The sequence below is a fragment of the Streptomyces rishiriensis genome (assembly GCF_003112535.1).
Lineage (GTDB): Bacteria > Actinomycetota > Actinomycetes > Streptomycetales > Streptomycetaceae > Streptomyces > Streptomyces rishiriensis.
In genome coordinates this window covers 195,952-208,818 of record NZ_BEWA01000003.1, presented here as the reverse complement: position 1 = coordinate 208,818, position 12,867 = coordinate 195,952, and the positions used below count along the sequence as shown (strand labels likewise).

At 68.3% G+C, this 12,867-nt stretch carries 9 protein-coding genes, 1 tRNA gene and 1 pseudogene; 9 read left to right on the top strand and 2 right to left on the bottom strand.

The window, feature by feature from the left end; genetic code table 11:
- Positions 1-74 precede the first annotated feature (74 nt).
- From Sri02f_RS05790 to Sri02f_RS05755, 7 genes are all read left to right on the top strand, one after another.
- Positions 75-2,381, top strand: a complete 2,307-nt coding sequence (locus Sri02f_RS05790) for an FdhF/YdeP family oxidoreductase (RefSeq protein ID WP_108999981.1) — start codon at positions 75-77, stop codon at positions 2,379-2,381.
- A 34-nt stretch (positions 2,382-2,415) separates the two neighbouring features.
- Positions 2,416-2,883 carry a PaaI family thioesterase gene (locus Sri02f_RS05785; RefSeq protein ID WP_108999980.1) on the top strand — a complete coding sequence of 156 codons (468 nt, stop codon included), beginning with the start codon at positions 2,416-2,418 and terminating at the stop codon, positions 2,881-2,883.
- Positions 2,884-3,921: 1,038 nt separating this feature from the next.
- A complete protein-coding gene (locus Sri02f_RS05775) occupies positions 3,922-5,142 on the top strand; it encodes a branched-chain amino acid ABC transporter substrate-binding protein (RefSeq protein WP_174855588.1) in 1,221 nt (406 codons plus the stop codon).
- Positions 5,143-5,253: 111 nt separating this feature from the next.
- Positions 5,254-6,186 carry a branched-chain amino acid ABC transporter permease gene (locus tag Sri02f_RS05770; RefSeq protein WP_108999978.1) on the top strand — a complete coding sequence of 311 codons (933 nt, stop codon included), beginning with the start codon at positions 5,254-5,256 and terminating at the stop codon, positions 6,184-6,186.
- 5 nt (positions 6,187-6,191) lie between these two features.
- Complete coding sequence (locus Sri02f_RS05765) at positions 6,192-7,973, top strand: branched-chain amino acid ABC transporter permease (RefSeq protein ID WP_109000200.1); 1,782 nt, start codon at positions 6,192-6,194, stop codon at positions 7,971-7,973.
- A 5-nt stretch (positions 7,974-7,978) separates the two neighbouring features.
- A complete protein-coding gene (locus tag Sri02f_RS05760; RefSeq protein WP_108999977.1) occupies positions 7,979-8,860 on the top strand; it encodes an ABC transporter ATP-binding protein in 882 nt (293 codons plus the stop codon).
- Positions 8,857-9,573, top strand: a complete 717-nt coding sequence (locus tag Sri02f_RS05755; protein WP_108999976.1) for an ABC transporter ATP-binding protein — start codon at positions 8,857-8,859, stop codon at positions 9,571-9,573. Before Sri02f_RS05760 ends, Sri02f_RS05755 begins: the two co-directional genes overlap by 4 nt.
- A gap of 80 nt (positions 9,574-9,653) precedes the next feature.
- Here the strand turns inward: Sri02f_RS05755 and Sri02f_RS05750 are convergent, their stop codons facing one another.
- Positions 9,654-10,310, bottom strand: coding sequence for an ANTAR domain-containing response regulator (locus tag Sri02f_RS05750; RefSeq protein ID WP_108999975.1), 657 nt, complete (start codon positions 10,308-10,310; stop codon positions 9,654-9,656).
- A gap of 100 nt (positions 10,311-10,410) precedes the next feature.
- Between Sri02f_RS05750 and Sri02f_RS05745 the strand changes: the two genes are divergently transcribed.
- Together Sri02f_RS05745 and Sri02f_RS05740 are read left to right on the top strand one after the other, a co-directional pair.
- A tRNA-Leu gene (locus Sri02f_RS05745) sits at positions 10,411-10,483 on the top strand.
- 106 nt (positions 10,484-10,589) lie between these two features.
- Positions 10,590-11,257 (top strand): annotated as a pseudogene (locus tag Sri02f_RS05740) (helix-turn-helix domain-containing protein).
- A 12-nt stretch (positions 11,258-11,269) separates the two neighbouring features.
- Here Sri02f_RS05740 and pyk read toward each other — a convergent pair.
- Positions 11,270-12,706: a pyruvate kinase gene (pyk, locus tag Sri02f_RS05735; protein ID WP_108999974.1), complete on the bottom strand. Its 1,437-nt coding sequence runs from the start codon at positions 12,704-12,706 to the stop codon at positions 11,270-11,272.
- Positions 12,707-12,867: the final 161 nt, after the last annotated feature.

Sequence of the window (12,867 nt, the reverse complement as noted above, 5' to 3'; positions counted from 1 at the left end):
GCGTCACGCCCGTCAGACGGCACACACGGCACACAAGGCCCCGGCCCGCACGGCAGGTCGAAGGAGAGCGCGCGATGGCATCGAAGCCGCCCAAAGCTGATCCGGTCCAGGACGCGCCGCGGGTCGCCGAGCCCCAGCACGCCGCGGCGGGCCTGCCGGCCGTCGGGCACTCCCTGCGCATGGCCAGGCAGCAGATGGGCGTGAAGCGCACCGCCCTGACGCTGCTGCGCGTCAACCAGAAGGACGGCTTCGACTGCCCGGGCTGCGCGTGGCCCGAGCCCGAGCACCGGCACGCCGCGGAGTTCTGCGAGAACGGCGCGAAGGCGGTCGCCGAGGAGGCGACCCTGCGGCGGGTCACCCCCGAGTTCTTCGCCGCGCACTCCGTCGCCGACCTCGCCGGCCGCAGCGGCTACTGGCTGGGTCAGCAGGGCCGGCTCACCCACCCCATGTACCTGCCCGAAGGCGGCGAGCGCTACGAGCCGGTCACCTGGGAGCGCGCCTTCGACATCATCGCCGAGGAGACGGCCGCCCTCGTCTCCCCCGACGAGGCCGTCTTCTACACCTCGGGCCGCACCAGCAACGAGGCGGCGTTCCTCTACCAGCTGTTCGCCCGCGAACTCGGCACGAACAACCTGCCGGACTGCTCCAACATGTGCCACGAGTCCTCCGGCTCGGCCCTCTCGGAGACCATCGGCATCGGCAAGGGCAGCGTCCTGCTGGAGGACCTCTACCAGGCCGACCTGATCATCGTCGCCGGTCAGAACCCGGGCACCAACCACCCGCGCATGCTCTCCGCCCTGGAGAAGGCCAAGGCGGGCGGCGCGAAGATCATCAGCGTCAATCCGCTGCCCGAGGCGGGCCTGGAGCGCTTCAAGAACCCGCAGACCCCGCAGGGCATGGTCAAGGGCGCCGCGCTCACCGATCTCTTCCTGCAGATCCGCATCGGCGGCGACCAGGCGCTCTTCCGTCTCCTCAACAAGCTCGTCCTGGAGACCGAGGGCGCGCTCGACGAGGCGTTCATCGCCGAACACACCCACGGCTTCGAGGAGTTCGCCCAGACGGCGCGGGCCGCCGACTGGGACGAGACGCTCACCGCGACCGGTCTCACCCGCGCGCAGATCGAGGAAGCCCTGCGCATGGTGCTCGCCTCGCGGCGCACCATCGTCTGCTGGGCCATGGGCCTCACCCAGCACAAGCACTCCGTGCCCACCATCCGCGAGGTCGTCAACTTCCTCCTGCTGCGCGGGAACATCGGCCGCCCGGGCGCGGGCGTGTGCCCGGTGCGCGGTCACTCCAACGTGCAGGGCGACCGCACCATGGGCATATTCGAGCGGCCCGCGCCGGCCTTCCTGGACGCCCTGGAGAAGGAGTTCGGGTTCGCCCCGCCCCGCGCGCACGGCTTCGACGTGGTACGCGCCATCCGCGCGCTGCGCGACGGCGAGGCGAAGCTGTTCTTCGCCATGGGCGGCAACTTCGTGTCGGCCTCCCCCGACACCGACGTCACCGAGGCGGCCATGCGGCGCGCCCGGCTGACCGTGCACGTGTCGACCAAGCTGAACCGCTCGCACGTCGTCACCGGTGCGCGCGCCCTGATCCTGCCCACCCTCGGGCGCACCGAGCGCGACCTGCAGGGCGGCGGCGAGCAGTTCGTGACCGTCGAGGACTCCATGGGCATGGTGCACGCCTCCCGGGGCCGTCTCGCGCCCGCGAGCGCGCACCTGCTGTCCGAGCCGGCCATCGTGTGCCGGCTGGCCCGCCGGGTGCTGGGCGAGAACAGCGCGACGCCGTGGGAGGAGTTCGAGAAGGACTACGCGACGATCCGCGACCGCATCGCGCGGGTGATCCCCGGCTTCGAGGACTTCAACGCGCGCGTGACCGGCTCCGACGGCCGCCCCGCCGGCTTCACCCTGCCGCACGCCCCGCGCGACGAGCGGCGCTTCCCCACGGCCACCGGCAAGGCCAACTTCACCGCCGCGCCGGTCGAGTACCCGAAGCTGCCCGAGGGCCGCCTGCTGCTGCAGACGCTGCGCTCGCACGACCAGTACAACACCACGATCTACGGTCTCGACGACCGTTACCGCGGCATCAGGAACGGCCGCCGGGTCGTCCTGGTCAACGCCGAGGACGCGCGCGCCCTCGGGTTCGCCGAGGGCGCGTACGTGGACCTGGTGAGCGAGTGGAAGGACGGCGTGGAGCGGCGGGCGCCCGGCTTCCGGGTCGTGCTCTACCCGACCACCCGGGGCTGCGCCGCCGCCTACTACCCGGAGACCAACGTGCTGGTTCCGCTGGACGCCACCGCCGACACCAGCAACACCCCGGCCAGCAAGTCCGTCGTGGTCCGTCTGGAACAATCGGGCACCGACCGAGCGTTTGCTCAGTGACGCCGGATGTGATCGACGAACGGAGCCGGGCCCGATGGGCGAGCAGCAGCACGTGAAGTTCCCGCAAGAGGTCATCGACGAGTACGCCGCCCTCGGCATCGACATCGCCGCCCTGTTCTCCGCCGGGCACCTCGGCTCCCGGATGGGCGTGGAGATCGTCGAGGCGTCCGCGGACCGCGTCGTGGGCACCATGCCCGTCGAGGGCAACACCCAGCCCTACGGCCTGCTCCACGGCGGCGCCTCCGCGGTCCTGGCCGAGACCCTCGGCTCGGTCGGCTCGATGCTGCACGGCGGCAGCACCAAGATCGCCGTCGGCGTCGACCTGAACTGCACCCACCACCGCGGCGCCCGCTCCGGCCTGGTGACCGGCGTCGCCACGCCCGTGCACCGGGGGCGCTCCACCGCCACGTACGAGATCGTCATCAGCGACGAGGAGGGACGGCGCGTGTGCACCGCCCGGCTCACCTGTCTGCTGCGCGACGCCTCCGCCGCCGGGAGCTGAGGCACCCCGTGCGGCGCCACCCGTTGCCCGGCGCCGCCCCGGCGGCCTAGCGTCACAGGCATGACGACGGCGAGCGCCCGGGGGGCGAGAGCGACGGCACGGCCGCTCGGTCCACAAGAGACACCGGCGGCCAGCGAGTTGGCGCACCGTCAGGCCCCCCGGAGGCCGCGCACCGTCAGGCCCGCGGAGGCCGCGTCGAGCCGTGCCGCCCCGGCGGGCCTGTGCGGGGCCTCCGGCGGTGAACGGCATCGGCCCGGTCGAGCCGGGCGAAGGCGCAGGCACCCGCGACCGCCTCCCGCACACCCCCGGGGCTTCCGCACCCGCCGCCCGGTCCACGAGGGCCGAACTGCCGTTCACCGCCCAGACGGTGGACGTGAGCCACGTCGGCGAGATCGCTGTTCCGCCCGGCACCCGCCCGCGCACCATCGCCTTCGAGGTGCTGCCCGGCGTGCGGTCGGGCCCGCCGGTCACCGTGGCGACGCTGCCCCGCCCGGCGCGGGCCTCGCACCGACCTCGGCCCCGCGAGCGCCGTTCCGGACGAGGAAGGGCGCCGCCCGCAAGATCGTCCTCACCCCGCACGTGACGGAATACAGAAAACCGCCGAGAAATACCGGACTTGCTTTCGTAGGCGTAACTCTACGTAATGCGCATGCAATACGGCTTCGCCGCTTTCCCCTGGGTCCCCGCTTCGCCCGCGACCTCTCCGCAGCCCTACAGGTCGCCTGCAGCAACGATTTAACGTCACCACCAAAAAGCCCGAGACGCCTGACCTCACTCCGAGCCGTCCTGCGCATTCTCACCATGTGGACAGGACGAATCACCCCACATTCAGCTGTTCCACCCGCCAAGTACCGCTCTGCATTACCTCGTGTCATAACAAGAGCGTCACAGCCTTCGTCAGACCCTCCTCCACGTTCCCTTCACCCGCTTAGAGTCACGCCCAGTCACCGCGCCACCGGTTTGGAAGTCAATTCGGCCCAGCGCTCGACTCGGCGCGTTCCAGGGGGGACCGCCGTGCCAGGGAAAGGAACCTGATTCGTGCGTCAACGTTCGATCATCGCAATCACCGCCGCGCTGTCCGCGGGAGCGCTCACCCTCACCGCCTGCGGTTCGCGCGACGACAACAAGGGCGGTGACAGCGGCGGGAAGACCGAGATCATCATCGGCGTTGACGCTCCGCTCACCGGTCAGAACTCGGCCACCGGACTCGGCATCCAGGGCGGCGTCCAGATCGCCGTCGACGACGCCAACAAGAACAACACCGTTCCCGGCGTGACCTTCAAGGTCCAGGCGCTCGACGACAAGGCCATCCCGGCCAGCGGCCAGCAGAACGCCACCGCGCTCGTCAACAACGACAAGGTGCTCGGCGTCGTCGGCCCGCTGAACTCGGGTGTCGCCACCCAGATGCAGCAGGTCTTCGCCACTGCCAACCTCGTCCAGATCTCGCCCTCGAACACGGCCCCCGAACTCACCCAGGGCAAGAACTGGCAGACGTCGAAGACCCGCCCGTTCAAGACGTACTTCCGCACCGCCACCACCGACGCCCTCCAGGGCGGCTTCGCCGCCGAGTACGCGTCCACCACGCTGAAGAAGAAGAACGTCTTCGTCGTCGACGACAAGCAGACCTACGGCGCGGGCCTGGCCAAGCTCTTCAAGGCCGGCTTCACCAAGAGCGGCGGCAAGGTCGCGGGCGAAGACCACGTCAACACCGGCGACACCGACTTCTCCGCCCTCGTCACCAAGATCAAGAACTCCAAGGCCGACCTCGTCTACTACGGCGGCCAGTACGACGAGTCCGAGAAGCTCACCAAGCAGCTCAAGGACGGCGGCGTCAAGGTCCCGCTGTTCGGCGGCGACGGCATGTTCAGCGACACCTACATCCAGACCGCCGGCAAGACCTCCGAAGGCGACCTGGTCACCTCCGTCGGCCAGCCCGTCGACTCCCTGCCCTCCGCGGCGGACTTCATCAAGAAGTACAAGGCCTCCGGCCTCAAGGGCGACTACGGCACCTACGGCGGCTACTCCTACGACGCCGCCACCGCCATCATCAAGGCGATCGCCAACGTCGTGAAGGACGGCAAGATCCCCGACGGCGCCCGCGCCAAGATCGTGGACGAAGTCCAGAAGACCAAGTTCGACGGCATCGCCGGCCCCGTCTCGTTCGACGAGTACGGCGACACCACCAACAAGCAGCTCACCGTCTACCAGGTCGTCGACGGCAAGTGGAAGGCCGTCAAGAGCGGCACGTTCAACGGCTGACGCCACTCCGCCGCTAGCTAGACCCCTGGGCCGCGCGGCCAAGACCACACGTCACCGCGCGGCCCGCTCATGCCCCCCCCTTCACTTCCACACCCACATGGAGGCCATGCGGTGAACACCCTGCCGCAGCAGCTGGCCAACGGGCTGTTCCTCGGCTCGATGTACGGGCTGATCGCCATCGGCTACACGATGGTGTACGGCATCGTCCAGCTCATCAACTTCGCCCACGGCGAGATCTTCATGACCGGAGGCTTCGGAGCCCTCACGGTCTACCTGTACGTCCTGCCCGACGGCACATCCATGTGGATAGCCCTCCCCGCCATGCTCATCGGCGGCGGACTCGTCGCCGTCCTCATCGCTGTCGGGGCGGAACGGTTCGCCTACCGACCACTGCGCGGCGCGCCACGCCTGGCACCCCTCATCACCGCCATCGGCCTCTCCCTGGCACTCCAGCAAGCCGTCTTCAACTGGTACCCGGACGCCAAGACGGACCGCAACTTCCCCCAGATCGAGGCCGGACCCTGGCACCTCGGGTCCATCAGCATCAGCAGCGGATCCCTCTTCGTCATCGTCGCCGCCCCCCTCTGCATGGCGGCCCTCGCACTCTTCGTCAGCATGTCCCGCACCGGCCGTGCCATGCAGGCCACTGCCCAGGACCCTGACACCGCCCAGCTCATGGGCATCGACACCAACAAGATCATCGTGATCGCCTTCGCCATCGGCGGCTTCTTCGCCGCCGTCGCCGCCGTCTCCTACGGCCTGCGCTACGGCTCGATCCAGTACAACATGGGCTTCCAGATGGGCCTCAAGGCCTTCACCGCAGCCGTCCTCGGCGGCATCGGCAACATCTACGGCGCCATGATCGGCGGCCTCGTCCTCGGCCTCGCCGAAACCATGGCCACCTCTTACATCGACGGCATCCCCGGCATGCAGCAGCTCGGCGGCGGCGGCTGGTCCTCCGTCTGGGCCTTCGTCCTCCTCATCCTCGTACTGCTGTTCAGGCCACAAGGCCTGGTCGGCGAACGCGTCGCGGACAGGGCGTGAACACCATGGCAACCACCGACAACACCGCCGAGATCACCGCCCCCGCACGCGGCCTGATCGCACTCCCCCAGACCGCCGCGCGCAGCCTGATCGCCGTCGGCGCCGTCGCCACCATCGCCAGCACGTTCATGTCGTGGACCTACACGGCCGACTTCCCCGGGGACCTCACCTACTACGGCTCCCCGGCCGGCCTGCAGATCCTCGACCTCGTCGCCGGTGCGCTCACCCTGCTCTTCGCGCTCACCCTCTTCGACGTCCGCGGCCTGCGCTGGCTCAACCCGGCAGGCGCCACCGCGCCCGTCGCCCTCGCCGCCGCCTCCGCGTTCGCCGTCAGCTGGTTCAGCGCCATCGCCATCGCCGTCGACCTCAAGGGCCTGGTCGCCCTCGACCCCGGCGCCTACATCGCCGCCCTCGGCTCCCTCATCGCCCTCGTCGGCGCCCTCGCCCTCCCCAGCCCCGGCGACACCTTCAAGGACTGGGTCAGCAAGCCCGACCGCATCCCCGCCGCCCAGCAGATCCCCGGCTGGGCCGAGCGCCTCGTCATCACCGGCGCCACCGCCGTCGCACTGATCGTCTTCACCTACGGCATCGGCGTCGACCCGGACGCCAGCGAGACCTTCATCGGCTACCTGCTGCTCGTCGTCCTCGGCACCTGGGCACTCCAGTCCGCCGGACTCTTCGACCGGTTCGCCGAACTCAACGCCCGCCACAAGGGATTCGCCACCTCCATGGCGTTCCTCGCCGCAGCGGTCTTCCCCTTCGTCGAGAACAACGAGCACAACGCCAACCTCGGCGTGAACATCCTCGTCGTCGCCACCGTCGCCCTCGGCCTGAACATCGTCGTCGGCCTCACCGGACTCCTCGACCTCGGTTACGTCGCCTTCCTCGGCGTCGGCGCCTACGCCGCGGCCCTCGTCTCCGGCTCCGAGTTCTCCCGCTTCTCCGGCGTCCAGTTCCCCTTCTGGGCCGCCATGCTCACCGGCATGGCCGCCTCCCTCGTCTTCGGCGTCCTCATCGGCGCCCCCACCCTCCGCCTGCGCGGCGACTACCTCGCCATCGTCACCCTCGGCTTCGGAGAGATCTTCCGCATCTCCGTCAACAACCTCGACGGATCCTCCGGCCCGAACCTGACCAACGGCCCCAACGGCATCTCGATGATCCCGGACCTCGACATCTTCGGGTTCAACTTCGGGAACGCACACGACATCGGCTCGATCACCCTCGGCCGCTTCGCGAACTACTTCCTGCTGATGCTCATCATCACCGGCATCGTCGTCGTCGTCTTCAACCGCGCCGCCGACTCCCGCATCGGCCGCTCCTGGATCGCCATCCGCGAAGACGAGACCGCCGCGACCGCCATGGGCATCAACGGCTTCCGGGTCAAACTCATCGCCTTCGCCCTCGGCGCCTCCCTCGCCGGCCTCGCCGGCACCGTCAGCGCCCACGTCGGCTACAGCGTCAACCCGGCCCCTTACCAGTTCGCCGGCTCCGTACCGCCCAACTCCGCCTTCCTGCTCGCCGCAGTCGTCCTCGGCGGCATGGGCACGGTCAACGGACCCATCCTCGGCGCCACCCTGCTCTACCTCCTCCCCGAGAAGCTCGGCTTCCTGAAGGAGTACCAACTCTTCGCCTTCGGCGTCGCCCTCGTCATCCTCATGCGCTTCCGTCCCGAAGGCATCATCGCCAACCGCCGACGCCAACTCGAATTCCACGAAACAGACCAGCTCGACATCCCCGAACAAGGCCTGCCCGCCTCCACCGTCGGCGTCACCAAGGCAGGGGCGTAACCCACATGACCACCACCACAAGCACCAGCCCCGTCCTCGAAGCCCGCGGCGTCATCATGCGCTTCGGAGGCCTCACCGCCGTCCGCGACGTCGACCTCACCGTCAACACCGGCGAGATCGTCGGCCTCATCGGCCCCAACGGCGCCGGCAAGACCACCTTCTTCAACTGCCTCACGGGCCTCTACGTCCCCACCGAAGGCAAGGTCTCCTACAAGGGCAAAGTCCTCCCGCCCAAACCCCACCTCGTCACCAGCGCCGGCATCGCCCGCACCTTCCAGAACATCCGGCTCTTCGCCAACATGACCGTCCTGGAAAACGTGCTCGTCGGCCGCCACACGAGGACAAAAGAAGGACTCTGGTCCGCCCTCCTGCGCGGCCCCGGCTTCCGCAAGGCGGAAACCGCCTCACGCGAACGCGCCATGGAACTGCTGGAGTTCATCGGCCTCGCACACAAAGCCGACCACCTCTCCCGCAACCTCCCCTACGGCGAACAGCGCAAGCTCGAAATCGCCCGCGCACTCGCCAGCGAACCCGGCCTGCTGCTCCTCGACGAGCCCACCGCAGGCATGAACCCCCAGGAAACCCGCGCCACCGAAGAACTCATCTTCGCCATCCGCGACCAGGGCATCGCCGTCCTCGTCATCGAGCACGACATCCGGTTCATCATGAACCTCTGCGACCGCGTCGCCGTGCTCGTCCAGGGCGAGAAGATCGTCGAAGGCCCCGCCGAGGTGGTCCAGGCCGACGAACGCGTCATCGCCGCCTACCTCGGCACCCCGTTCGAAGGCTCCCCCGGCGCCGAAGAACTCGCCGAAGTCGAAGCGGCGGAAGCCACCGCCGGCGACGACGCGGAGAGCGCCACCAGCAAGGAAGGAACCGCCCAGTGACCGCGCTGCTCGAGGTCGAAGACCTCAAGGTCGCCTACGGCAAGATCGAAGCCGTCAAGGGCATCTCCTTCTCTGTCGAAGCCGGACAGATCGTCACCCTGATCGGCACCAACGGCGCCGGCAAAACCACCACCCTGCGCACCCTCTCCGGGCTCCTCAAGCCCGCCGCAGGCCGCGTCCTCTTCGACGGCAAACCCCTCAGCGGCATCCCCGCACACAAGATCGTCGCCCTCGGCCTCGCCCACTCCCCCGAGGGACGCCATATCTTCCCCCGGCTGACGATCGCCGAAAACCTCCAGCTCGGAGCATTCCTGCGCTCCGACAAGGCAGGCATCGAAAAGGACATCCAGCGCGCCTACGACCTCTTCCCCATCCTGGGAGAACGCCGCAAGCAGGCCGCAGGAACCCTCTCCGGCGGCGAACAGCAAATGCTCGCCATGGGCCGCGCCCTCATGTCCCAGCCCAAACTCCTCATGCTGGACGAGCCCTCCATGGGCCTCTCCCCCATCATGATGCAGAAGATCATGGCCACCATCGCCGAGCTGAAGTCCCAGGGCATGACCATCCTGCTCATCGAGCAGAACGCCCAGGCCGCCCTCTCGCTCGCCGACCACGGCCACGTCATGGAGATCGGCAAGATCGTCCTCTCCGGCACCGGCCAGGACCTCCTCCACGACGAGTCCGTCCGCAAGGCCTACCTCGGCGAGGACTGACCCACCCCCCTCACACACGACGAGGCCCGCGCCCCTTCTCCGGGCGCGGGCCTCGTCATGCGCACAGGGCGCCGCAGGGACTAACCCTTGTTCGCCTTCTTCTCCTCCGCGTCCTGGATGACCGCCTCAGCCACCTGCTGCATCGACATCCGACGGTCCATCGACGTCTTCTGGATCCACCGGAACGCCGCCGGCTCCGTCAGCCCGTACTCCGTCTGCAGGATCGACTTCGCCCGGTCCACCAGCTTGCGCGTCTCCAGCCGCAGGGTGAGGTCGGCGACCTCGTTCTCCAGTTCACGCAGCTCCGTGAAACGCGAGACCGCCATCTCGATCGCCGGCACCACGTCACTCTTGCTGAACGGCTTCACCAGATACGCCATCGCACCCGCGTCCCGCGCCCGCTCCACCAGGTCGCGCTGCGAGAACGCCGTCAGCATCAGCACCGGCGCGATGCGCTCCTCGGCGATCTTCTCCGCGGCCGAGATGCCGTCCAGCTTCGGCATCTTCACATCCAGAATCACCAGGTCCGGCTTGTGCTCACGGGCGAGCTCGACGGCCTGCTCACCGTCACCGGCCTCACCGACGACGCTGTAGCCCTCCTCCTCCAGCATCTCCTTGAGGTCGAGGCGGATCAGCGCCTCGTCCTCGGCGATGACGACACGGGTCGTCAGCGGAGGCACGTGCGACTTGTCGTCGTCGGGCGCGTCTACGGGCTGGGGCGACTCGGGGGCGGTCACGGGGGCTCCTCGTTCAGGGGCGGGTACTGCTGACAAGAGCCTACCCAGCTGCGGTAAGGTGGTGACACAGCGGGTGACCGCTGACCTTCGTTTCGAAGGGGCCCCGGTAGCCCAGCGGTAGAGGCCATGGATTCAAAACCCATCCAGCGTCGGTTCGAATCCGACTCGGGGCACTTTTCCTTGGTTCCCAAGGTCGCGAAAGAAAAGCGGATGTTCCCGTTCTCGTGAACATCCGCTTTTTGCTGCGTGCCGCCGCGACCACTCTCACAGAGTGGCCGCATGTACGACGTCAGCACACGCAAGCGAGCTGTCGCACTGATCGCCCAGGGCCGCAGTCTCAACTCGGTCAGCCGGGAGACAGGCATCTCGCGGGCCGCAATCCGCTCCTGGCGGGGCCGACTCGAACCGCTGCCCCGCATGGCGGCCCCGCTTCCCGGCCCGCCGACCGACCGAATGGCGTACTCCTGGCCCGGCCTGATCGACGCCTGCGAAGCCGCTCTGCTCGCCGTCAATCCCGCGCACACCGCGTACCGCGTCCAGGCCGCGGGCCACGTATCGGTCGTCGGCTACTACGCGCACTGGCCCGATCTGTTACCCCAGCACGGACCCGGCAGGAAACACGAGCGCCGAATCTCCCTGGAACCCTGGCAGCAGGCCATCGTCGACGAACACCCCTGGCACTTCATCCGCGGGCTCATCCACTCCGACGGCTGTCGCATCGCCAACTGGACCGAGAAGACCATCGGCGGTGCGCGCAAGCGCTACGCATACCCGCGCTACTTCTTCACCAACCTGTCCGACGACATCCGGGGGCTCTACACGGACACGCTCGACAAGCTGGGTGTCGACTGGACCTACTGCACGCGCAACGGAATCCCGTTCAACATCTCCGTCGCCCACAAGGCGTCCGTGGCCTCATGGACGCCCACGTAGGCCCCAAGCACTGACCCCCCGATGGTCTACTTCGGGCTGTCGTCCTCGCCCACGTGGTGGACGCGGACCAGGTTCGTCGAGCCCGAGACGCCGGGCGGGGAGCCTGCCGTGATCACGACCACGTCGCCCTTGCGGCAGCGGCCGTAGCGCAGCAGCAGTTCGTCGACCTGGTCGACCATCGCGTCGGTGGAGGCCACTGCCGGGCCGAGGAAGGTCTCGACGCCCCAGGTGAGGTTCAGCTGGGAGCGGGTCGCGGGTTCCGGGGTGAAGGCCAGGAGCGGGATCGGCGAGCGGTAACGGGAGAGGCGGCGGGCGGTGTCGCCGCTCTGGGTGAAGGCGACGAGGAATGCGGCGTCGAGGAAGTCGCCGGTCTCGGCGGCGGCGCGGGCGACGGCGCCACCCTGGGTGCGGGGTTTGTTGTTCTCGGTGAGTTCGGGGAGGCCTTTGGCGAGGATGTCCTCTTCGGCCGCTTCGACGATTTTCGCCATGGTGCGGACGGTCTGGACGGCGTGTTTGCCGACGCTGGTCTCGCCGGAGAGCATGACGGCGTCGGTGCCGTCGATGACGGCGTTGGCGACGTCGCTGGCCTCTGCTCTGGTGGGGCGGGAGTTCTCGATCATGGAGTCGAGCATCTGGGTGGCGACGATCACCGGTTTCGCGTTGCGTTTGGCGAGTGTGATGGCGCGCTTTTGGACGATGGGGACCTGTTCGAGGGGCATTTCGACGCCGAGGTCGCCTCGGGCGACCATGATTCCGTCGAAGGCGGCGACGATGTCGTCGATGTTCTCGACGGCCTGGGGTTTCTCGATCTTGGCGATGACGGGGAGGCGGCGGCCTTCCTCGTCCATGATGCGGTGGACGTCGAGGATGTCCCGGCCGGTGCGGACGAAGGAGAGGGCGATGACGTCGAAGCCGGTGCGCAGGGCCCAGCGAAGGTCGTCTTCGTCCTTTTTGGAGAGGGCGGGGACGGAGACGGCGACGCCTGGGAGATTGAGTCCCTTGTGGTCGGAGACGACGCCGCCTTCGATGACGCGGGTGTGGACGCACGGGCCGTCGACGTCGGTGACTTCCAGGCAGACTTTGCCGTCGTCGACGAGAATGCGTTCGCCGGGGGTGACGTCCTGGGCGAGGCCGGCGTGGGTGGTGCCGCAGAGGGTGCCGTCGCCTGCGATGCCTTCTTCGACGGTGATGGTGAAGATGTCGTCGCGTTCGAGGAGTACGGGGCCGTGCGTGAAGTGGCCGAGGCGGATCTTCGGGCCTTGAAGGTCGGCGAGGGTTCCGACGCTGCGGCCGGTCTCGTCGGAGGCCTTGCGTACGTGGTGGTAGCGCTCCTCGTGTTCGGCGTGGGTGCCGTGGCTGAGGTTGAATCGGGCTACGTCCATTCCGGCGTCGACCAGGGCTTTGAGCTGGTCGTATGTGTCGGTGGCGGGGCCCAGGGTGCAGACGATTTTCGCTCGGCGCATGTTTCGAGCTTATGTCTTACCGGCGGGTAGGGAATTGGTGGCACATGGCTGCTCAACAACCTTTTGGTGAAGGGTTGTTGACAACTTATAAATTGTGCGGCCGGCCGCTCTGATGAGCATTTTCTCGAATGGGTGAATTCGGGGGACGGTCGGAGTCCGGT